Here is a 19,271-nt window from a genome sequence, read left to right on the forward strand (position 1 = left end):
ATGTAAAGGAAGTGCGCCCGTGCCCCGTGCCACCGCTGCCGCCGCCGCCCAGACTGCCCATCAGATCCTCGACTCCGCGACCGGGCTGTTCGCCTCACGCGGGTTCGCCGAGGTGTCACTCGACGACGTCGCCAAGGACGCCGGTGTCACCCGCGGCGCGGTCTACCACCACTACCGCAACAAGGCCGGGCTCTTCCGCGCCGTCGCCGCGCGGGCGCAGGCCGCGGTCGCCGACACCGTCGTCGAGGCGGCAGGCCGTGCCGGCACGGACCCGGGCGAACAGCTGCGAGCAGGCTGCCACGCCTTCCTCGACGCCATCACCGCCACGCCCTCGGTGCGCATTCTGCTCGTGGACGCGCCTGCCGTCGTGGGCTGGCAGGAATGGCGCAGGCTGGACGCGGAGAACTCGGCGCCCCACCTGCGCGACGCGCTGCACGACGTCGGCGTCGCCGACCAGCTGCTCGACGCCATGACCGCCCAGCTCTCCGGCGCGATGAACGAAGCCGCGCTCTGGACGGCTCAGCAGCCCGATCCCGCCGCCGCGCGGACACAGGCCCACGCGGTGCTGGACCGTCTCCTGTCCGCCGTGCTGACCTGACCCGCGCCCGGCCACGGGAACGGGAACGGGTAGCCGGAGGACTTGGCTGCCGGTACCCGCGTCCGGCCACCTCGGCGGCTCCGGGACGCGGCGCTGGTTTCCGTCTCAGCGCGGCACCCTGGTGGGCGGAACCGGCTCAGCCGAGCGAGAGTCAACGTCGGCTCCGCCCTCCTGTCCGCCCCCAGTGCACAGCGCGGCGATCACACGGCGTCCAGTACGAAGAACAGGAAACACAGAAACGCCTGCCTGTCGCCGAGTTCATCGGGGAACCGCTCGTGGGCGCCCGGCGCGGGAGGCGGTTCGCTGATCACGGCCGTGCGGAATCCGGCCTCGGTGAAGGCGTCGGTCATCGCGTGCAGCGGCCGGTGCCAATAGGTGAGCACCGCCCGCTGACCATCGAAGGTGTACTCGTCGGACCACTGGCACGTCGCGAAGTAGTCGGCCTCGGGATGGACCAGCTTGTAGACGACGGGGTGGTTGACCGAGGTGATCAGCCTGCCGCCGGGCCGCAGCACCCGCCGCAACTCGGCCAGCGGTGCGGTCCAGTCCTCGAGGTAGTGCAGAACAAGGGATGCGACGACGTCGTCGAACGCACCGTCGGGAAAGGGCAGCGGCGCGCCGAGGTCAGCCACCCGCAGGTCCGCGTCGGCGCCGAGCCGCCGATGGGCCAGCTCCACCATCCTGGCGCTGGCGTCGAAGCCGGTCACGGTCGCGCCCCGGTCGCGCAGCGCCGCGAACAGCGGACCCGAACCGCAACCGGCGTCGAGAATCCGCCGACCGCTCACCTCCCCGGCCAGCTCCAGGATCGCGGGCCGCGCGTAGTAGGCGTTGATGAGACTGTCCTCGTTCTCGGCCGTGTACGCGTCGGCGAAGGTGTCGTAGTCAGTGGCAGCAGCGGCCACGGAACCGGCGGAATCCTCGGATGCGGAAGACATGCGACCAAGCCTGGCACGCCTGCCCGCCTGCGCGGCGATGAACGCGTGTTCACCGGGACCAGCCCGCGATCACAGCACGGCCCTGTGGCACGGCGAGGTCGAGAAGGCCGGGGAAGCGCGCGTCGAGATCGTCGCGGCGCAACCGGCTCAGCCGCCGGGTTCCCTCGTTGCGCTGACGGATCACGCCCGCTTCGCGCAGAACCTTGAAGTGTCCGCTCTGAGTGGACTTGCTGACGGGAAGCGCGAACGTCGCGCAGGCCAGCTCGCCTTCGGGTTCGACGTCGGCGAGGTGCGCGACGATGGCCAGGCGGACGGGGTCGCTCAACGCGCTCAGCACGTCAGTGAACCGTAGTTCGGTTCGATGAGGATGAACGAGCTCTGTCGCGGTGCGGCTTGCCATGGTCCCAACTCTAACCCAAACATGTTCGAGATATCCGAACATGTGCTATGTTCGGCCACCGCCGAACATGAGAAGGGTGGGAAGGAATGCGAACCGATCACCTCGACACAGGGCGAGACCGCCCTGGTGTCGCGGACAGCAGCGCCACGGGCGGGCCCAAACCGTCACCGCGGCGGGCCTCCACGTGGAGATTCTGGGCCACGGCCTACACGCTGCTGATCCTGTTGACCGGAACGAATCTGCCGACACCGCTGTACCGCGACTACGAAGACCGTTTCGGCTTGTCGCCCCTGACCACCACCTTGATCTTCGCCGCCTACGTCGTCGTGCTCATCCCCTCGCTGCTGCTGGTCGGCCCGCTTTCCGACGCGATCGGGCGACGCCGGGTGCTCATCCCCTCGCTGGCGGTGGCAGCGCTGGGAACGGTGGGGTTCGCGCTGGCGAGCGGGCCCGGGTGGCTCTTCGCCTCGCGGGCGCTGCAGGGCCTCGCCATCGGCGCGGCGGCCGGGCCGTTGACGGCGGCCCTGACCGAACTCGAACCCACCGGCGACCATCGCAGAGCGGCACTGGTCTCGACCGTGGTCACGGTGGGCGGCATGGGTCTCGGGCCCGTACTGGGCGCACTGCTCGCCCAGTACGGGCCCGCGCCACGTGTGCTGCCGTTCGTGGTGGAGCTTATGCTGCTGATCCCTGCGGCGGTCGCCATCGCGCTGTTACCGGATACCCGGCCCACGACCCGGTGGCGGCCACGGCGTCCTGAGATCCCGCCTTCGGTGCGAACCGTGTTCGCGACCAGCGGTACCGCCACTTTCCTGGCGTTCGCGGTGATCGGGTTGTTCCTCACCCTTGTTCCCGCCTACGTCGCCACGCTCGCCCACTCCGCCAATCTGGTCCTCGGCGGCGGGGTAGTGGCGCTGATGCTCGCCTCGTCGGCGATCGCCCAACTCGTCGCCTACGGCAGACCATCGCACAGCCCCGAGCGCGCGGGACTGCCACTGCTGGCCACCGGCCTGGGGTTGCTGGCGCTCGCGGGCACTCTCTCGTCGCCACTGGTACTGCTCGCGGCCGTCGTGGTGGCCGGTGCGGGCCAGGGGCTGGTGTACCTGGGGGGACTCGCGGCCGTCAACGCATCGGCCACCGCCGACCGCCGCGCCGGTGTGCTCTCCAGCTTCTATGTGATCACCTACATCGGTGTCGGTGTGCCCATCATCGGTGTCGGTTTCCTTGCCACCATCCTCGATGTCACCGTCGCCGTCCGGTACTTCGCCGGTGTGGTCGCGGTGTTGTGTCTCGCGCTGCTGTTCGTCCTCGGCCGAGCGCGGCGCCGCGGTGAAGAGGAGTGTCGCTCGTCGAACCCGTGACGGCGGTGTCCACCGTGGTGAGGCATTCCGGGATCTCGCGCATGAAGGGAGGGCACGCCGGTGCGGTCCAGTTCGCCGCACCAGCGTTCCCCCGGCTACGGCTGCCCCGCTCCGTCGCCCCGGTACCCACGGCGAGCCCGCGGTCAGCTCCGCTGCGGATCCTCCCGGAAGGGGAGCCGGGCGTGTGGCCGAAGGCGCGTCGGAAGACGTCGATGAAGGTGCTCGCCGACGACCATCCGCACGCGTGGGCGACAGCGGTCACGGATTTCTTGTGCGCCAGGAGGATCAGGGCGTGTTGAAGGCGCAACTGGGTGCGCCACTGGGGAAACGACATACCGACTTCTCGGCGGAACAGCCGGGACAGCGTTCGATCGCTGGCACCGACCTCGCGCCCGAGCTCAGCCAGGGTGCGCGGGTCACCGGGATCGCGGCGCAGGATGTCGCACACCGCGCCGAGCACCGGGTCTTCCGGCTGGGGCACGCACAACGGTTGCCGAGGTGACGAGGCGAGCTCGTCGAGCAGCACTGCGCGAAGGCGCGCGAATTCCGGCCCGCCGCCCGCGCGCCGGGTGTAGGCGACGATGAGTTCGCGCAGCAGTGAACCGACGACCAGCACGGTCGGAGACTTCAGCCCGAGGGGATCCTCGGACACGGGAATCCCGGCAAGGTGCAGGTCGAGGCAGCCGTAGGCGCGGTGGGCGTGCACCGTTCCGGCAGGCACCCAGATCGCCCGCGTGGCCGGAGCGACCCAGGACCCGGCGTCAGTGGTGACCGCCAGCGCGCCCCTCCCCGCGTACACGACCTGGTGGTCGTCGTGGCGGTGGGCGTCGATGCGCTCACCGGGGCAGAGTCGCTGAAGCCTCGTGGGAGCGATCGGTTGATGGCGGATTTCCGGCACAAACTGGCAGATTATCGGAAGCGCGACACGGCAGGCAGCCGCGAGGATCGGGAGCCGTGCGGAGAACCACGTCCACTTTTCTGCTGGCTGCCGGACACGCCTGCGTCGATGTGTATCAGGGTTCGGTCGCGGCTCTGGTGCCCTTTTTCGTCGCGGAACGCGCCTACACCTACGCGGCGGTGTCCGGCCTCGTCCTGGCGGCGTCGCTGCTGTCGTCGGTGGTGCAGCCGCTGTTCGGCGCCTTGGCCGACCGGTATTCGATGCCCTGGCTCATCCCGGCCAGCACTGTCCTCAGTGGAGTAGGAATCGCGGTCAGCGGGCTGACCGGCTCCTACGCCCTCACCCTGGCGGGTATCGCGGTGTCCGGCATCGGTGTCGCCGCCTATCACCCCGAGTCGGCACGCATCGCGCGCGCGGCCAGCGAGGGCAGCCACAGGGCAATGGCGTACTTCTCCACCGGAGGTAACGTCGGTTTCGCACTGGCCCCCTTCCTCGTGGCCGTCGCGATCGGCACCGGAGGACTGCGCTGGACTCCCGTGCTGGTGCTGCCCGCGCTGGTGGGCGCGGTGCTCGTCCTTCCCGTCCTCCGTGCGCTGCACCGGAAATCCGATGCCCCGACACCACCGCGTGGCCCGGCACGGCAGAACGCCACCTCCTCGTTCGTGACACTGGCCGTGGCGATGGCGTTCCGGTCAATCGCCTTCGTCGGCTTGAGCGCCTTCCTTTCCCTGTTCGCCACGCAACGGCTGGGCGGCACCGCCGGAACCATCGCCCTGTTCGTGCTGTATTCCGGAGGCATCGTCGGTTCGGCGCTCGGCGGTTCACTGGCGGCGCGCTGGGGCAGGATCGTGGTGTGCCGCTGGTCGTACGCGCTGAGCGCGGTCGCGATCGCGGGCGTGGTGTGGGTGCCGGGCCCGTTCCTCTACCTGTTCGTCGCTCTCACTTCGGTCGGGTTGTATGTGCCGTTCTCGTTGCAGGTGACGCTGGGGCAGGACTATCTGCCCACTCGGGTGGGCACCGCGAGTGGGGTGACCCTTGGCTTGACGGTCAGCGTCGGTGGCCTGGCCAGCCCGGTGATCGGCAGCGTGGCCGATGCCACGTCGCTGCACACCGCGCTGGCGCCGTTGGTGGCGATGCCGATGCTGAGCTGGCTGCTGCTGCGCCGCCTTCGTGAACCGGAGCAACCATCTGCGGTCGTCGCGGGGGCAAGCCGCGCCTGAGCCCGGTCGCTGTCACGGCGGTGCCATCGGCGGCTCAGTCAGCGAGCCCGGCGGCCCGCATGGCCGTTGACCGCCGCACAGCGCCGCGTTCGGGTCAGTGTCCACCACGGCGGTCGTCCACTCCCCGCCGACTTCGCGCGCGACAAGAGGTTGTGAACAGCGCCGAGCGTTTCAATGGCATTCATCGGGTTGTGGAGTCTCCCCGGTAGCTGATCACCCGCGCCCGCGCGGCTGCCATTCTCCTTCTCGTGGCGCCACTCAGAGGAAGGCGGTGACGCCCTCATATTCACCGTGGGCTGCTCGGCCCCTTACCTCGTACTCGAGGAGCAGTAGTCCGCTGGGCGTCGCCTCGTGGCGGAGGAGACGCAGACCGCACGGGATGCCCCGGCCAGTCAGTAGTCGCCGCCCTGCTCGCAGCACGGTGGGCGCGATCGCGAGACGGAGAGTGTCGATCAGACCTGCCGTCAGGAGCACATCACCCAGACGGGCGCTGCCGTGGATCTGGAGTTCCCGCCCTGGTCGCATCTTGAGCTGGGCAACCGCCTGGACCGGGTCGCCGTTGAGCACAGTCGTGGGGTGCCAGGACCCCTCGGTGAGCGTGTTGGACACGACGTACTTCGGCAGTGTGTTCATCCGTTCGGCGAACGGGTCGGCGGGGTCGGTGATCTCCGGCCAGTCGCGCGCGAACGCCTCGTAGGTGCGCCGGCCGAGTAGGAGACCATCGGCGAGGTCGAGCCAGTCGGAGGTGTGCTGGACGAACATCCTGTCGAGGTGAGGCACCAGCCAGCCGCCTTGTGTGAACGCGCCGGTGGTGTCCTCGGTGGGCGAGCCGGGTCCCTGGCTGACGCCGTCGAGCGTGAGGAATTCAGTGACGGCGATCCTCATAGTGTGGCCGTGTCCTCGGCGAGCGCGGTCAACTGGTCGGCGACTGAGCCCCAGCCCTCGGCAAAGCCGAGCTTCTCGTGCCGAGCGCGAGCCTCCGGGTCGCCGTGTCGGACGAGCATCCGGTAATCCGTGCCGTCAGGGTGATCGTGCAGAGTGATCGTCGCGGTCATCGCGACCGGGGCGGGCTGCGCGGGGCGCCAGGTGTGGTCGAGTGCGTTGGTGAACACGATCCGTTCGCCTTCGTCGATGGCGAGGAAGCACGCGTCCAAATGTGGGACGAACTCGGCTCCGTCGTCGCTCAGTTGTGTCACGAACGCCCCTCCAGGCCACAGGTCCAGGCGCTCCACGCGGCAGCGGGACGGCGCCGGAACCCACCACTGCTCAAGCCGGGACGGGTCGGTCCAGGCTCTCCACACGGTCGTGCGCGGGGCTCGGATGATCCGCTCCAGAGAAAGGTCGAGGTCGGAGTTCACTGTTCGTTCTCCTTCTGGCCGGTGACGAACTGTTCAAGGCGGTCGGTGCGGTCCTCCCAGATTCGGCGCTGATCCTTGAGCCAGTCGTCGATCAGGGCGAGTCGCTCGCGGTTCAGCACGCAGGTCCGCACCCGGCCTGCCTTGACCGTGTGGACGAGCCCGGCCGTTTCCAGCGTGCGCACGTGTTTCATGAACGACGGAAGCGTCATCGGGAACTCGCGGGCGAGCTCGCCGACGCTGGTGGGACCACGGCCGAGGTGCTGGACGACTGCTCGCCGGGTCGAGTCGGCGAGGGCGCTCAGTACGTCGTCCAGCGGCGGCGAACACTTTGCCATTTGGCTAAGTATTCAGGCTTGTGAGGATCGGCGCAAGCCGTGGCCGCGACAATCCGGGGCACCCTGGTCCGGCGCTGTGTCGCAGCGACCCCGCCCGATAAGGGGTGGGCGACACCGTGGGACGTGGCAGCGGCGCCCCCCGCGGCTGTGGAGTCCGCCCAGCAGTTGTTCTGCCACCAACGCGGAGGCGGTGCCGTCTGCTCGGATGCTGTCTTCGCGGCCGATGTGCACGACGAACCGCTGCCTGAGGACACGGCTTGCCTCGACCCGGGACCACGGAGCCGTACTGACCGGCGCGGCATATCGCGAACCTGCCGTCGTCCTGACTTCACCGCTACAGCAGATCGGCGAGGAGGGCCTGCGCCGCGCGGCGGCCGGAGACGAGCGCCCCCTGGATGGATGGGGTGTCGCGGTGATCGCCACACACGTAACGACCCCGCCGCACGCGCACCGGCCTGCGCAGCGGTGTGCCCGGCGGCAGCACAGGGAGGGCATGCTCGATGGGGTAGGTGGCGAGGAGGTCCCAGCCCCGGGTGTCGGTGGCGTAGAGCACGGCCAGCCGCTCGCGCACCCTCGGCTCCAGATCGCCCGCACTGTCGGCGACTCCGGGAACGGACGCCTGGACCAGCGACGCGCCGGGCGGGGCGTAGGTGGGGGCGGCCTGGCTGAGCACGAGGCTGTTGATCGGCAGCGCTCCGGTGCCGTCCAGTGCGAGCGTGGGTGCGCTGCACGGCGGTCGCGCCACGCGGTAGTACCAGGTCGTGACGGCGTGCCAGGCGGGCGGCTCGATCTCAGGGAGCAGCCGCGCGGCGGTGGTGCCGTCGGTGGCGACGACGACGGCGTCGGCGCTGACGGTCTCTCCGCTGGTGAGCCGGACGTCGTGGTCGCCCAGTCCGGCCACCTCCTGGCCGGTTTCGACGGTGCCGGGCGGAAGCCGGTCGGCGAGGAGCTGGGGCAGTGTCTGCATTCCGAGTTCGGGCACCGCCGCTCCACCGAGGACGAAACTGCGCCAGATCAGGTGGAACAGTCGCGCCGAGGTCATGAGGTCGGGGTCGAGGAACACGCCGGCGACGAACGGACGCAGCACCGTCTCGACGGTCTCGGCGCTGAACCGCCCGCGCAGTTCCTCCGCCACAGTGTGATCACCACCGCGCCCGAGAGCCGAGGCGGGCAGCGCCGCGTCTCGCACCGACAGCCGCGCGAGCGCGAACACGTCCCCCGGGCGCTGTCCGACCATCCTCGCCACGCCCCGGACGGCGCCGGGACCGTGCCACGGCCCGGCCAGCAGCCGCATCCCGCCGTCCTCACGCACCAGCGCCCCGCGTGTGAAACCGCGCAGGCCGAGGCGGGCAGGCCGCACCAGCCGCCGGAACTCGGGATAGGCGGGCAGGAGTACCTGGAAGCCACGGTCGAGGCGGAAACCCTCGACGTGGTCGGTGGCCACCCGCCCACCGGGTTTGCCCGCGCGTTCCAGCACGCGCACGTCCACACCGGCCTGCGTGAGCCGTGTCGCGGCGGCCAGACCCGCCAGCCCGGCACCGATGACGATCACCTGTTTGGTCGCGGGCACTGTCGTGGTCCTCTCCTCGGTGAGTGCAGAATCGGCGGCGGCCGCGTTCCTGGTTGAGCAACCGGCCGAGATCCCGGAGCCGGGTCAATCCCGCCGGCGGTCGGCGCATGCGGTGGTTGCCACGGAGCCGGTCGGCGTTGCGGTGCGGGAGACCCCAGTAACCCGCCGTGACCGGGCAGGTATCGCGACCAGCACGAGCTGTAGGTTCTGCCGGTGGTAGCGCCTGCGCCCCAGCGCGCGGGCCGACTCGATCAGCCCGATGCCGCGGTCCGCGGGTTCTCCCGTGTCGTGGAAGTGCGATCCCAGTTGGTCACCGAGCGGCCACAGCGCGGGGGATGCCATGCCGTGATGGTGCGGCAGGAGTCACCGCAGCGCAGCGCGACAGAGGCAGGCGGGCAGGACAACCTTGTGCGCGCGAGCTGCGGCGGCGGCGGTCGTTTCCCCATCATGGGGGCAGGTCAACGTTGTCCCCATGATGGAGTGGGTTGGAGTGAGCCGATGAACGTCAGCGGAGCTCCCGCGAGCAGGAAGGCCAAGGTGCGCGGATTTCGTGCCGAGGGCAAGGTGGTGGCGACCCACCGCATCGGGTCGTTGCTCGTCGCGGCTGTCATCGCGATCTTCGGCATCCTCGGCTTCGTCGGTGGCATCCCGTTCTTCTCGACCAGCGGGCAACAGGTCGTCGATCTGTCGTCCAACGGGTTGTTGTCCGTGGTCTCCCTGGTCACCGCCGCCGTTCTGGTGTTCGCGGCCATCCGCGGCGGCCGGTTCGCCTCCACCGTCATGATCGTGATCGGGGTGCTGTTTCTCATCGCCGCGCTGGTCGGCCTCGCCGTGCTCCGCACGGACCTCAACGTCCTGGCCTTCCGCCTGCCGAACGTCTTCTTCTCGATCGGTGCGGGTCTCGTCCTGCTCCTGCTCGGCAGCTACGGCCGGATCACGGGGGCGCTTCCCGAGGACAACCCGTACCGGCCGATGCGCAGGGTCCCTGAAACCCCTGTCGAGGAATCGGCGCTCGACGACACCGAGCGGCGCGCCGCGCGCCAGCTTGCCGCAGCGGAACGCGCGGTGGCGGAAGGCGTCGCCTCGCCCGAACAGCGAGCAGGCGTCGCGCGTGCACGCTCCTTCCGCACCCAGCCCGACCGGCTGCGCGCCTGGCTGCGCCGGAGTTCGACGGCCTAGCGACGGGGCACAGATTCCCTGGAGAAGGCCGTTGACAAGACGGTCCAACCGGACCAATCTTGACACTGTCAACTTCGTGTCTCCAAGGAATTCCCGTGGCCCCGTTCATCATTCTCGTCCTCGTTATCCTCGCCGTGGTTGCCCTGCGGGCCGTCGGCATCACCCGCATTCCGGCCTGGCCGTTCGCCGTGCAGTGCGGAGTCGCGGCGATGTTCGTCGCCACCGGCGTCTCGCACTTCGTCGGCATGCGCGACGAGCTGATCGCGATGGTGCCGCCAGCCATCCCCGCCCCCGGCGTGGTGGTCACGGTGACCGGTGCGCTCGAACTCGCGGGCGCGGTGGGCATCCTGTGGCGCCGGACGGCTCTGTGGGCGGCCGGCGGGCTCACCCTGATGTTGATCGGCATGTATCCGGCGAACGTCTACGCCGCCAACCAGGGAATCTCACCCTCGTTCGGTGACGCACTGGTGCCGCGCACGCTCATGCAGATCGTCTTTCTCGCCGCCACGGTGACCGTCCTTGTGCACTACGCGCGCGCCCGTCGCGCCCTCGGTGCGCGCGACAGTGTCGGCGACTGACACTGACACCGTGCGCGAAGGATCAGCTTCCGCATATCGCCCCGCGAGGACGATCGGACCGGATTCTGGCGGTAGCAGCGTGGCGATGAGGTCCGTGGGTTCGGTCTGGTCGCGGCAGCTCAGCGAGGTCAGCCGGGCAAGCCTGCCCGGTGCGTCGGGTCTCGAGTACCGATCTTGTCGGTATCCGGTTGGATGCGGTTGCGGTCTTTCTCGTGGGCCGCGATGAGTTCTGCGGTGTCCGGTGGTCTCAGTGTCGTACCCGTGACCGAGGAGGAGTCCTGATGCGCGACGTTTCCCATCCGATGAGCGTCTCGCCTGGCGGCTGCACCGTCGGATCGGACGGAGACTGCTCATGTTGAGGCAGGTCGCGGAGGGTGTGCTGGTCCACGAGAGCGAGTTCGTGCAGAGCAACGCCGTTGTGGTGCGGGGCCGGTCCGGTGTGTTGCTCATCGACCCCGGGGTGACCGGCTCCGAGATCGACTGCCTGGTGAACGACCTTCGCGAGCTGGGTGAGTCCGTTGTGGCGGGGTTTTCCACGCATCCGGATTGGGATCACCTGCTCTGGCACACCCGGCTCGGCGAAGCTCCCCGTTACAGCACGGCGCGCTGCGCGGCCAGCATCGGAGAGGAACTGTCGGACCCGGGCGCGAAGGCCCGCATCGCCGACCACCTGCTCGAAACGGAAATCGCCGGGCAGGTACCGCTGGAATTACTCGGCCTCGTCACCGGCCTGCCCGCCGAAACCACGTACATTCCTTGGCAGGGTCCTCAAGTCCGGATCATCGAGCATCAAGCGCATGCCCCGGGCCACGCGGGGCTGTTGATCGAGGAACGCGGGGTTCTCGTCGCGGGCGACATGCTCTCTGATGTCCTGGTTCCGATGCTCGACCTGGATGCTGCGAACCCGATCGAGGACTACCTCACCGCGCTGCGGCTGCTGGAGGGCGTGGCGAGCGACGTCGATGTCGTCGTCCCCGGCCACGGTTCCGTCGGCGGAGCCGACCAGGTGCGGGAACGGATCGATCAGGATCGGGCGTACGTACTCGCGTTGCGCAACGGCCAAGACCCCGCCGACCCTCGGGTCGGCCCATCCGCCAAGCCCGGCTGGGAGTGGGTGAGCGACGTGCACGAAGGGCAACTCCAGCGCCTCGCCCGAAGAGACGAGCGAGACGGGGCACCCCGCTAGCGATCGGTGCACGACACAGCCAGTACGCGCGGGTCGCCGGTCGAGCTGGGCAGCGGCACGACTCTCCAGGGTGGTCGGGCCGGTCAGCGGGGACATCCTCGCTCCGCCCGCCGCAGGTTACTGACGCTCACCACCACAGCACCGCGCTGACCAGCCCGTTGCCCTTTTTCGGGTTTGCCTGGCCTGCCCTCTAGAGGCCATCCGGTCGCCACCCGCATCAGAACGGCCAGTGGCGATAACCCGAGCCCTCACAGGCTCTCCGACGTCACTGGCCGTTCTGCTGTTGCTCAAGCCCCGAGTTTGGCTGGTGCTGCTGGTCAGGCGCGCTCATCCGGGGTGAAGACCAGCCGGCGGCTGAGTATGGCGTCGTTCTGCTGCGGGGCCTTGCCGACAGGGAGTGGTTCCAGGTCGTACGCCAGATCAGTGGCGCGTCCTTGGCGGTCAGCCGGATGGTGTCGGCGATCTCCTCCCCGAGCTTCCACAGCAGTTCTGCGCTACCGCCAAACCTCGGTGTCCGATTCTCCTCGCGGGCCGAAAGGTTCGGCTGGAACGCCCGGTCGGGCAGCGCACGCTGTTGTCAGGTCGCACGCCCCCACATCCCCTTTGCATGAACCCGCATTCAACGCATCCCCTTTTCGCGTGCGCGAAACGCGTAATAATTAAGCGGAACGCGAAACGCTTAACCCGGATGCCACACAATGGATGTTATGTGGCACATTGATGATCAGGCTCGCCGAGCTGGTCGAACCCGCTCGCCGTCGCATTGGCGATGTGGGTGCGAGTCCAGACGTTGCAGAGCGGCGGCGACTGCACCCACGGGCTGCTCCTGAGGGACCACGCCCGAACCCGGCAACAGGCCCGCATCGCCCCCCAACAAACCCGTCTGCACCCATGGTGCGCGACACCACCGCAGTGCTGGTCAGCCTCCACCACAGGTCCAACCCAGAACTCTCCGACTACGCCGGATGGCTCGGCCTCACCCACTGAGACGCCGTTTCCCGGCGTGGCAGCCCCGCAAGCGCCGCGACACGCCGGATGTTCCCCCGCTCCCGTGTGTGGTCCCCAGCTCAATATTGAAACCGTGGCTTGACTGAGGGCTGTCCCGTCAGTGCGTGGGCGGGGTCGGATGGTCTACGGGACAACGCCTAGTGCGCGACGCGACGTTCGGTCCAGAATCGGTCGAGGTGTCGCAGGAGCGCCGGATAGATGATCGCGTAGCGGAACGGCTTGATGAAGGCCATGTACGCCTTGCCCGCGGCGCCGCGCGGCTTGACGTAGACGGTCATGTAGGCCCGATACCGGCCGCCGCCCTGGTGCGCCCAAGCCAGGTGCTTCACGCCGTACATCGTCCGGTTCGAGATCTCGTCGGCGAACTCGGTGTCGGTGAGATACAGCGGACGGAATGGCTTGTCCGCGACGAGAGGACTCGTTGCCGTGTTACGGAGTTCCTCGGGCACCCGGCCGAGCAGCGACCGCTCCTCGGTTCCGGGCACGGGCGGCCAATCACCGGCGTCGTCCGCCGATGCCGAGATGCGCCCCAGGCCGAATATGCGGCCGAGCAGGTCGCGAATATCCCACAGCAGGCGCACCGGCAGCGGCGCCGACCCGGGAAAGTCGATGGATCGCACGAGGTCGATGACGGCCTCGAAGTCGTCGGGCCCGCCCTCCATGGGGAGAACCCAGACGTCCTCGACGTCGAAGTCGTGGACGATGTCGTCGATGATCCATCGCCGGGCTCTCAGCACGTCCTTGGGCGCTCTCACGAGTCCCGCGCTCCTTTCGAGGAGAGATAGCGGATCGGGCGGATGAGGGCGCGATAGAACGGCCGAACCAGCCGCCCAGCGATGCGGGCGTGGCGTTCCTCGTGCCAGACGCGCGCCCGCGGATGCCCTTCGATCAGTCGCTCGACGATGCCAGTGCCGAGACGGTGTACCGGCAGGGTCGAACACACTTCGATGAGGCAGAGGTGCTTGATGTTCATGTAGCCGTACTGCCCAGGGGAGACCAGACGTACCGGCGCACCGTGGTCGCCGCCGAGAGGTCGCCCGTTCAACCGGTCAGCCAGGAGGACATCGTCGGTGAGGGCGTCCCGCAACTCGACCACGGATGCGACTTCGTCGAGTCCTTCGAACGCGAGGTGAGTGATCGTGGTGTCCGGTTCCAGTACGGGTTGGACGAACAGGCGATAGAAGTCGGCGAAGCGCACTCCTTCCCAGTGCAGGTCGGTTGCGGTCCAGCCTGCTACGCAGTGGAAGTCGGCGACGATTTCACGCCGGGGCAGCCGGGACAGTTCCTCCAGCCGCACCGGCGGGCGTCTGCGCACCGCACCGCTCAGGGCGATAACGGGGTCCTCGGGCATGGGAGGTGGCGGCCGGTGCAGATGTGTCCCGAAACGCGGGAATCCGTCGATGCGGCGTTGTCCGGGCGGAAGTTTCTTCATCACAGGCTCCCCAAACCGACTGACGGTCGTTCACCGACCGATGGTCAGTCGGTATGCTTGGGCCGGTGAGTGTCAAGCGGCTTCGGGAACGGCAAGCGGAGGCCACGCGCGAACTGCTGATCGGGATCGCGCGGGAGCGATTCGTCGAGCAGGGGTACTCAGCGACCGCGATCGACGACATCGTGCGGCGCGCCGGTATCGCGAAGGGCGCGCTCTATCACCACTTCAGCGGCAAGGACGCGCTGTTCAAGGCGGTCTATGACGTGGTGCTGGGCGAAACCGCCGAATCCGTGATGACGGCGGCGCTGGCCGAACAGGATCCGTGGGCCGCGGTGCGGGCGGGATTGTCCGCGTTCCTCGACGCCTGCTTGCAGCCGGCGTTCCGGCGGATCGTGATCATCGACAGCGTGGGGGTGCAAGCCGCGGACTCCTGGGAAGGCGGTCTCGAAGGCGTCGAGCTGCCGATGCTGCGCATTGTGCTGACCCCGCTGGTCGAGAGCGCCGCCTTGCCAGGTGTCGAGCTCGACCCTCTGGCACATGTCGCGCTGGGAGGCCTCTACGGCGCGGCGCTGTACATCGCCAGAGCCGCCGATCCACAGGCCGCCCGCACCGAGGCCGAAGCCGTACTCGACATCGTCCTTCGCGGCGTGCGAGCCGCCATTACCGGGCGATCGGAAAAGCCTGCCGCCAGTGAGCCGGCTTCGGAGTGCTCTCGCATGTGAGCCGACGGCCACCTGCTGGGTCCAGGCAACCCTGACCGCTCGGATGCGGAAGTGCCGGCGCGACAGGGATGGCCGTCACGCGTCGCAGCGGGTGACGGCCACAGTTCTCGGTGTCCGTTAATCTCCGGCCCGGCAGATCGCACCGCGCATCCTGGGGAATACTCGATGACCAAGAACGTCAACCGCCGGGCACTCCTCGCCGGGTTCTTCGCCATGCCCGTCCTCGTCGCCTGCGGCCGCAAGTACCGGAAGCGGCGGGGAAGCGACGGGAAGAGCTGGCGCTGAGCCGCTTGACCGATCCCTCTCGGGGTTTTCGGTGCCTCCGCAAGCGTGGGACACCTCGCTCGCGGAGGCACGGTGGAAGTTCCTGATCGGCTTTCGATCTTTTCAGGACGTGCCGGGGCCTCACCGGCGCCTTCACACCTCGTCAGCATCGCGTCCCTGGTCGTTCAAAACGTCCAGCCAGAGACGCTACGCCGATTTCGCGTTCCTGCGGTGTCGCGTGTGGACTGTCCTGTCGGGTCCCCTCGGCCTCTCAGCGGAGGGCGGGGGCGCAGTCGCAGGCGTCACCGCGCCACGCCTCGCGGCCTTCCTTCACCGCCACCGCGGCGATGACGAGGGCTGCCGCCGGGTCGGCCCACGACCAGCCGAGCAGGGAGTTGAGCAGCAGCCCCACCAGCAGCACTCCGGACAGGTACGTGCACAGCAGTGTCTGTTTGGAGTCGGCGACGGCGCTCGCCGAGCCGAGTTGGCGCCCGGCCCTTCGCTGCGCGGCGGACAGGAACGGCATCACCACCAGCGAGACCGCGGCGAGGGCGATGCCGACCGTGGAGTGCTCGGCGTCCTCGCCGCCGGTGAGACCGCGCACCGACTCCACGCTCACATAGGCCGCGAGCGCGAAGAACGACACCGCGATCACCTTCAACGCGACCCGCTCGCGTGCTTCGGGGTCCTTTCCGGCGAACTGCCATGCCACGGCCGCCGCCGAGGCGACCTCGATCACCGAGTCGAGCCCGAAGCCGATGAGCGCGGCCGAGGAGGCGAGTGTCCCCGCTGTGATGGCGACGATCGCCTCGACGACGTTGTAGGTGATGGTGGCGGCGACCAGGAGGCGAACCCGCCGGGTCAGTCGCGCGCGGCGGCTCGGCGTGAGTCCGGTCGGGGGCCGGTCGGCGCAGCACGTGTCGGCGCAGCATGCGTCGCCGCAGTCTGGCCGTTCCTGCGGCGTGGTCGTGAGGTCGAGGTCCTCGCGGGTGTCCTTTGTGGTCATCGCGGCGTCTCGGTGTTCACGGTCGCCGCCGGTGTCGTGGGCTGCTCGTCGAGGCACGGCTCGGCGGTGTCCACGGCGAGCACCACCGTGACCAGCTCGCTCAATGCGTGGGCCAGGTGCACCTCGGCGATCTCGTAGCGGACCTGGCGGCCCTCGTGGGTGGCGATCACGAGCCCGCAACCGCGAAGGCAGGACAGGTGGTTGGACACGTTGGAGCGGGTCAGACCGAGTTCGGTGGCGAGTTTGCCCGGGTACTGCGCCCCGTCGAGCAGCGAGAGGAGGATGCGGCAGCGGGTGGGGTCGGCCAGCGCGCGGCCGAGGCGCGCCAGCGCCGACTCCCGCGTCTCATACATCAGCACGAGGTGGATAGTACAGCCAACGCTGATATAACAGCCAATGCTGAATAGTGCACTTTTCACTGACAGGAGTTGTCATCCGAGGTCGCCGCACTGGACCACGCCGGGGTGCACGTCGCCGGGTTTGTCCTCACGATGGCGGGCATCATCGCCACAAGTGCCGGGCTCACGCTTCTTTCCGGCGACCCGGTGACACTTGTCGCGTTCGTGCTGCTGATGACCGCCGTGGAGATCCAGGTCCGAGCGGTGGAAGAGCCTTACCTGCCGCACGCACACGGCTCGGCCTACCGCGATTATGCAGCCCGTGTCGGACGGTTCCTTCCTGGAATCGGGTGCGGCAGAAGTTGACCCCGGTCAGCCCAGCGCCTGTGGTGCGACGATCGCGGCGACCGCGACGAAGGCGGCCACGCCGAGCACGACGACGGCGAACGCCGTGCGTACGATCCGGCCGGCAAGCCTGCTCGCCAGCCCGCCCGCCGCGATGGCCGCCACCAGAGTGGCGATCCCGAACGGCACGAACACGGCCGGATCGATCTCGCTGATCGCGTCGGCGTGCGCGACGAGGCCCGACAGGGAGTTGGCCGCTACCACGACGAGTGAGGTGGCCACGGCCTGCTGCGGTGTCAGACCGAGGAGCAGGCCGAGCGCGGGCACGACGACGAACCCGCCACCGACGCCGAACAGTCCCGTCAGCACACCGACCGCGGCTCCCGCGAGAACGACCTTGGGCAGGCAGCGCCGCCAGTTCACCTTTTCACCGGACGCGCGGCAGGCACCAGCGTGGTCTTCGCCACCGTCATCACCGTCGCCACCCTCGCCACCGCCACGCAGCATGCGGACGGCGACGGCGACCATGAGTCCCGCGAAGGCCAGCAGTAGCCAGCGCTGCGGCAGGAGCCTGCCCAGTGCCGCGCCGCCGAAGGTGGCGGGAACACCGGCCGCCGCGAACGCGAACGCGATCCGCCACCGCACCGCCGCGCGGCGGCGTCCAGGCAGCAGCGCCCCGAGCGAGGCGACCGCGACCACGGACAGCGACATGGGGATCGCCACGTCCAGTGGCTGACCCGCCCCGTAGACGAGGGCGGGCACGGCGAGGATCGCGCCCCCGGCTCCCAGCGCCCCGAGCGTCAGCCCGATGCCGACACCGATCCCGATCGCCGCGATCACGGCTCACCCGCGAGCACCGGCACCACCGGCACAACCGGCACAACCGGCACAACCGGCACCGCCGTCGAGTTCCGGCACGGGTCAGGACTCCAACGGCACGCCCGCCTCGGCCGCGTTGTCGAAGGAGTCGTCGATCAACACGACGTCCCGCCCCGCGCGGGCGAGCAGGGACGCCGCCGCAGCGGCCCGGTAGCCGCTGCCGCAGTGCACCCACACCGTGCCGTGGGGAACCTCTCCTGCCCGCTGCGTCACCTCATACAGGGGCACGTGCACGGCCGACCGCACGTGGGAGTCGCCGAACTCGCTTCTCGTGCGCACGTCGAGAACGACGTCGGGGGCCGGTAGCTCCCCATCGGTGGCGCTGCCTCCGCCGCCTCCGCTGCCACCGCTGTCGAACGCGGCGGCGAGGTCGGTGAAGGTGGCCACCGGGATGCTCGTCAGCTGAGCCCGGTCGGCCGCCAGCTCATCCGGGGTTCCGGTGGCGGCCGCAGCCAGCCGGTCGATGCCGATGCGCGCGAGTTCGCGCTGAGCCTCGGCGACCTCGTCGGCGGTCTCGCCGAGCAGGGTCAGCGGGGCGCCCCAGTCGATCATCCAGCCGAGCCAGGTGACCATCGGGCCGTCCAGTCCGAGGCTCACGGTGCCCGCGAGATGCGACTTCACGAACGCCTTGCGGGAGCGGAGATCGACGACCCATTCGCCGCCGTCGAGCCGCCTGCGAAGCTCCTCGGGATCGGCGTGGGTGGGGGCGCGCAGGTCGAGCGGTTCGGGGCCTGCGATGTTGCGCACGCCCATGTGCGCGTAGTAGGCGGGGTAGGCGTCGAGGCCCGCGAGTGTCTGCTCGACGAACTCGTGTTCGGCGAGTGTGAACGCCGGGTTCGCCGACTTCTGCTCTCCGATGGTGGAGGCGTCGCCCTCGGCGGGACTCGCGGAGCAGAAGCTGCCGAAGCCGTGGGTCGGCCAGATGTGCGCGCCGTCCGGCAGCAGATCGCCGAGCTTGCGGACCGACGTGTGCTGGTGGCGGGCCAGCTCCTCGCTGTGGTGCTCTCCCAGCAGGTCGGTGCGGCCCGTGGTGCCGTAGAGGAGGGAACCGCCGGTGAACACGCCGACCGGGCCTTCGCTGCCCTCCAGCACGTAGGACAGGTGGTGGAAGGTGTGTCCCGGGGTCGCGACGGCGCGGATGCGCAGGCGGGGGGAGACGTCGATGATGTCGCCGTCGTCGAGCGCGCGATGCGGGAACGGCGGGTCGTCCTTGGCGGAGACGCCGTAGTCCGCGCCGGTCAGCCGGGACAACTCCAGCCCTCCCGACACGTAGTCGTTGTGGACGTGGGTTTCGAGGACGAGCCCGATGCGCCCACCGAGCCTGCCCGCCGCGGCGAGCACTCTGTCGATGTCGCGTTGCGGATCGACCACCACCGCGACCTCGCCGTCGGAGGCGACGTAGCTGCGGTCTCCCAGCGCCGACGTCTCGATCACCTCGACGGTGAGCCCGCCCGACAGCCGGGGCCGGAGTGCGTCGCGTTCCGGTCGGTCGGTCATTCCTGCCACCCTTCGTCACGGTTCCCTCGCGTGATTGCTCGCGTTGGAGCGCGTGCCCAGGACGGGGGAGTCGCAAACCCCGGCGCGGCCGAGAACACCGCAGGACACGGGCGGGGCACGAGGGCGCACCGGGACGACACCGATCGGCGCCGATCGAGGCCG

The 19,271-nt window shown here is 69.3% G+C and carries 22 protein-coding genes; 8 read left to right on the plus strand and 14 right to left on the minus strand.

What is annotated here, in order from left to right; all coding sequences use genetic code 11:
• The first annotated feature begins 19 nt into the window (after positions 1 to 19).
• A complete protein-coding gene (locus tag SACXIDRAFT_RS20545; RefSeq protein ID WP_006240605.1) occupies positions 20 to 598 on the plus strand; it encodes a TetR/AcrR family transcriptional regulator in 579 nt (192 codons plus the stop codon).
• A gap of 200 nt (positions 599 to 798) precedes the next feature.
• Here the strand turns inward: SACXIDRAFT_RS20545 and SACXIDRAFT_RS20550 are convergent, their stop codons facing one another.
• Entirely contained in the window at positions 799 to 1,533 is a 735-nt protein-coding gene (locus SACXIDRAFT_RS20550) for a class I SAM-dependent methyltransferase (protein WP_006240606.1), read from the minus strand.
• 49 nt (positions 1,534 to 1,582) lie between these two features.
• Complete coding sequence (locus SACXIDRAFT_RS20555) at positions 1,583 to 1,933, minus strand: ArsR/SmtB family transcription factor (RefSeq protein ID WP_006240607.1); 351 nt, start codon at positions 1,931 to 1,933, stop codon at positions 1,583 to 1,585.
• Positions 1,934 to 2,019: 86 nt separating this feature from the next.
• Here SACXIDRAFT_RS20555 and SACXIDRAFT_RS20560 point away from each other — a divergent pair, with 86 nt between their 5' ends.
• Complete coding sequence (locus SACXIDRAFT_RS20560; RefSeq protein WP_006240608.1) at positions 2,020 to 3,294, plus strand: MFS transporter; 1,275 nt, start codon at positions 2,020 to 2,022, stop codon at positions 3,292 to 3,294.
• Here the strand turns inward: SACXIDRAFT_RS20560 and SACXIDRAFT_RS22570 are convergent.
• Positions 3,176 to 4,192: a helix-turn-helix transcriptional regulator gene (locus SACXIDRAFT_RS22570; protein ID WP_006240609.1), complete on the minus strand. Its 1,017-nt coding sequence runs from the start codon at positions 4,190 to 4,192 to the stop codon at positions 3,176 to 3,178. The genes SACXIDRAFT_RS20560 and SACXIDRAFT_RS22570 overlap by 119 nt on opposite strands.
• Before the next feature lie 56 nt (positions 4,193 to 4,248).
• Here SACXIDRAFT_RS22570 and SACXIDRAFT_RS20575 point away from each other — a divergent pair, with 56 nt between their 5' ends.
• Positions 4,249 to 5,412, plus strand: a complete 1,164-nt coding sequence (locus SACXIDRAFT_RS20575; RefSeq protein ID WP_006240610.1) for an MFS transporter — start codon at positions 4,249 to 4,251, stop codon at positions 5,410 to 5,412.
• 258 nt (positions 5,413 to 5,670) lie between these two features.
• Here the strand turns inward: SACXIDRAFT_RS20575 and SACXIDRAFT_RS20580 are convergent, their stop codons facing one another.
• From SACXIDRAFT_RS20580 to SACXIDRAFT_RS23135, 5 genes are all read right to left on the minus strand, one after another.
• Positions 5,671 to 6,297, minus strand: coding sequence for a dihydrofolate reductase family protein (locus tag SACXIDRAFT_RS20580; RefSeq protein WP_006240611.1), 627 nt, complete (start codon positions 6,295 to 6,297; stop codon positions 5,671 to 5,673).
• Complete coding sequence (locus tag SACXIDRAFT_RS20585; RefSeq protein WP_006240612.1) at positions 6,294 to 6,770, minus strand: SRPBCC domain-containing protein; 477 nt, start codon at positions 6,768 to 6,770, stop codon at positions 6,294 to 6,296. The genes SACXIDRAFT_RS20580 and SACXIDRAFT_RS20585 overlap by 4 nt, the downstream gene beginning before the upstream one ends.
• Positions 6,767 to 7,105 (minus strand): ArsR/SmtB family transcription factor, encoded by a 339-nt coding sequence (locus SACXIDRAFT_RS20590; RefSeq protein ID WP_006240613.1) that lies wholly within the window; start codon positions 7,103 to 7,105, stop codon positions 6,767 to 6,769. The genes SACXIDRAFT_RS20585 and SACXIDRAFT_RS20590 overlap by 4 nt, the downstream gene beginning before the upstream one ends.
• A 334-nt stretch (positions 7,106 to 7,439) precedes the next feature.
• On the minus strand, positions 7,440 to 8,675 hold the full coding sequence (locus SACXIDRAFT_RS20595) for an NAD(P)/FAD-dependent oxidoreductase (RefSeq protein ID WP_006240614.1): 1,236 nt from the start codon (positions 8,673 to 8,675) through the stop codon (positions 7,440 to 7,442).
• Positions 8,676 to 8,759: 84 nt separating this feature from the next.
• On the minus strand, positions 8,760 to 9,017 hold the full coding sequence (locus SACXIDRAFT_RS23135; RefSeq protein WP_006240615.1) for a cryptochrome/photolyase family protein: 258 nt from the start codon (positions 9,015 to 9,017) through the stop codon (positions 8,760 to 8,762).
• Positions 9,018 to 9,173: 156 nt separating this feature from the next.
• Here SACXIDRAFT_RS23135 and SACXIDRAFT_RS20600 point away from each other — a divergent pair, with 156 nt between their 5' ends.
• The 3 genes from SACXIDRAFT_RS20600 (at position 9,174) to SACXIDRAFT_RS20610 (ending at position 11,618) form a co-directional block, all read left to right on the plus strand.
• Positions 9,174 to 9,854: a DUF4383 domain-containing protein gene (locus SACXIDRAFT_RS20600; RefSeq protein ID WP_006240616.1), complete on the plus strand. Its 681-nt coding sequence runs from the start codon at positions 9,174 to 9,176 to the stop codon at positions 9,852 to 9,854.
• 95 nt (positions 9,855 to 9,949) lie between these two features.
• Positions 9,950 to 10,432, plus strand: a complete 483-nt coding sequence (locus tag SACXIDRAFT_RS20605; protein ID WP_006240617.1) for a DoxX-related protein — start codon at positions 9,950 to 9,952, stop codon at positions 10,430 to 10,432.
• Positions 10,433 to 10,784: 352 nt separating this feature from the next.
• Complete coding sequence (locus SACXIDRAFT_RS20610) at positions 10,785 to 11,618, plus strand: MBL fold metallo-hydrolase (protein ID WP_006240618.1); 834 nt, start codon at positions 10,785 to 10,787, stop codon at positions 11,616 to 11,618.
• Positions 11,619 to 12,763: 1,145 nt separating this feature from the next.
• Here SACXIDRAFT_RS20610 and SACXIDRAFT_RS20615 read toward each other — a convergent pair.
• Together SACXIDRAFT_RS20615 and SACXIDRAFT_RS20620 are read right to left on the minus strand one after the other, a co-directional pair.
• A complete protein-coding gene (locus SACXIDRAFT_RS20615) occupies positions 12,764 to 13,381 on the minus strand; it encodes a DUF2867 domain-containing protein (RefSeq protein ID WP_006240619.1) in 618 nt (205 codons plus the stop codon).
• Positions 13,378 to 14,058 carry a molybdopterin-dependent oxidoreductase gene (locus SACXIDRAFT_RS20620; RefSeq protein WP_006240620.1) on the minus strand — a complete coding sequence of 227 codons (681 nt, stop codon included), beginning with the start codon at positions 14,056 to 14,058 and terminating at the stop codon, positions 13,378 to 13,380. The genes SACXIDRAFT_RS20615 and SACXIDRAFT_RS20620 overlap by 4 nt, the downstream gene beginning before the upstream one ends.
• Before the next feature lie 65 nt (positions 14,059 to 14,123).
• Between SACXIDRAFT_RS20620 and SACXIDRAFT_RS20625 the strand changes: the two genes are divergently transcribed.
• Positions 14,124 to 14,780: a TetR/AcrR family transcriptional regulator gene (locus tag SACXIDRAFT_RS20625; RefSeq protein WP_157599697.1), complete on the plus strand. Its 657-nt coding sequence runs from the start codon at positions 14,124 to 14,126 to the stop codon at positions 14,778 to 14,780.
• A 535-nt stretch (positions 14,781 to 15,315) separates the two neighbouring features.
• Here the strand turns inward: SACXIDRAFT_RS20625 and SACXIDRAFT_RS20630 are convergent.
• Together SACXIDRAFT_RS20630 and cmtR are read right to left on the minus strand one after the other, a co-directional pair.
• Positions 15,316 to 16,050 (minus strand): cation efflux transmembrane domain-containing protein, encoded by a 735-nt coding sequence (locus SACXIDRAFT_RS20630; protein WP_006240623.1) that lies wholly within the window; start codon positions 16,048 to 16,050, stop codon positions 15,316 to 15,318.
• Positions 16,047 to 16,409 (minus strand): Cd(II)/Pb(II)-sensing metalloregulatory transcriptional regulator CmtR, encoded by a 363-nt coding sequence (cmtR, locus tag SACXIDRAFT_RS20635; protein ID WP_040922307.1) that lies wholly within the window; start codon positions 16,407 to 16,409, stop codon positions 16,047 to 16,049. Before cmtR ends, SACXIDRAFT_RS20630 begins: the two co-directional genes overlap by 4 nt.
• Before the next feature lie 69 nt (positions 16,410 to 16,478).
• On the opposite strand from cmtR, the gene SACXIDRAFT_RS20640 reads away from it, so the two are divergent.
• Positions 16,479 to 16,754 (plus strand): methyltransferase family protein, encoded by a 276-nt coding sequence (locus SACXIDRAFT_RS20640; protein ID WP_083840165.1) that lies wholly within the window; start codon positions 16,479 to 16,481, stop codon positions 16,752 to 16,754.
• Between the two features lie 6 nt (positions 16,755 to 16,760).
• On the opposite strand, the gene SACXIDRAFT_RS20645 is transcribed toward SACXIDRAFT_RS20640, so the two are convergent.
• Positions 16,761 to 17,573, minus strand: coding sequence for a sulfite exporter TauE/SafE family protein (locus SACXIDRAFT_RS20645; RefSeq protein WP_006240625.1), 813 nt, complete (start codon positions 17,571 to 17,573; stop codon positions 16,761 to 16,763).
• A gap of 81 nt (positions 17,574 to 17,654) precedes the next feature.
• Complete coding sequence (locus SACXIDRAFT_RS20650) at positions 17,655 to 19,109, minus strand: MBL fold metallo-hydrolase (RefSeq protein ID WP_006240626.1); 1,455 nt, start codon at positions 19,107 to 19,109, stop codon at positions 17,655 to 17,657.
• Positions 19,110 to 19,271 lie beyond the last annotated feature (162 nt).

This window comes from Saccharomonospora xinjiangensis XJ-54 (assembly GCF_000258175.1).
In the GTDB taxonomy this organism is placed as follows: domain Bacteria; phylum Actinomycetota; class Actinomycetes; order Mycobacteriales; family Pseudonocardiaceae; genus Saccharomonospora; species Saccharomonospora xinjiangensis.

Excerpts from the sequence above, each read along its gene's own strand:
- SACXIDRAFT_RS20600 (WP_006240616.1), top strand. The coding sequence starts at position 9,174 with ATGAACGTCAGCGGAGCTCCCGCGAGCAGGAAGGCCAAGGTGCGCGGA.
- SACXIDRAFT_RS20550 (WP_006240606.1), bottom strand. The coding sequence starts at position 1,533 with ATGTCTTCCGCATCCGAGGATTCCGCCGGTTCCGTGGCCGCTGCTGCC.
- SACXIDRAFT_RS23135 (WP_006240615.1), bottom strand. The coding sequence starts at position 9,017 with ATGGCATCCCCCGCGCTGTGGCCGCTCGGTGACCAACTGGGATCGCAC.
- SACXIDRAFT_RS20650 (WP_006240626.1), bottom strand. The coding sequence starts at position 19,109 with ATGACCGACCGACCGGAACGCGACGCACTCCGGCCCCGGCTGTCGGGC.
- SACXIDRAFT_RS20590 (WP_006240613.1), bottom strand. The coding sequence starts at position 7,105 with ATGGCAAAGTGTTCGCCGCCGCTGGACGACGTACTGAGCGCCCTCGCC.
- SACXIDRAFT_RS20555 (WP_006240607.1), bottom strand. The coding sequence starts at position 1,933 with ATGGCAAGCCGCACCGCGACAGAGCTCGTTCATCCTCATCGAACCGAA.
- SACXIDRAFT_RS20630 (WP_006240623.1), bottom strand. The coding sequence starts at position 16,050 with ATGACCACAAAGGACACCCGCGAGGACCTCGACCTCACGACCACGCCG.
- SACXIDRAFT_RS20620 (WP_006240620.1), bottom strand. The coding sequence starts at position 14,058 with ATGAAGAAACTTCCGCCCGGACAACGCCGCATCGACGGATTCCCGCGT.
- SACXIDRAFT_RS20580 (WP_006240611.1), bottom strand. The coding sequence starts at position 6,297 with ATGAGGATCGCCGTCACTGAATTCCTCACGCTCGACGGCGTCAGCCAG.
- SACXIDRAFT_RS20560 (WP_006240608.1), top strand. The coding sequence starts at position 2,020 with ATGCGAACCGATCACCTCGACACAGGGCGAGACCGCCCTGGTGTCGCG.
- SACXIDRAFT_RS20610 (WP_006240618.1), top strand. The coding sequence starts at position 10,785 with ATGTTGAGGCAGGTCGCGGAGGGTGTGCTGGTCCACGAGAGCGAGTTC.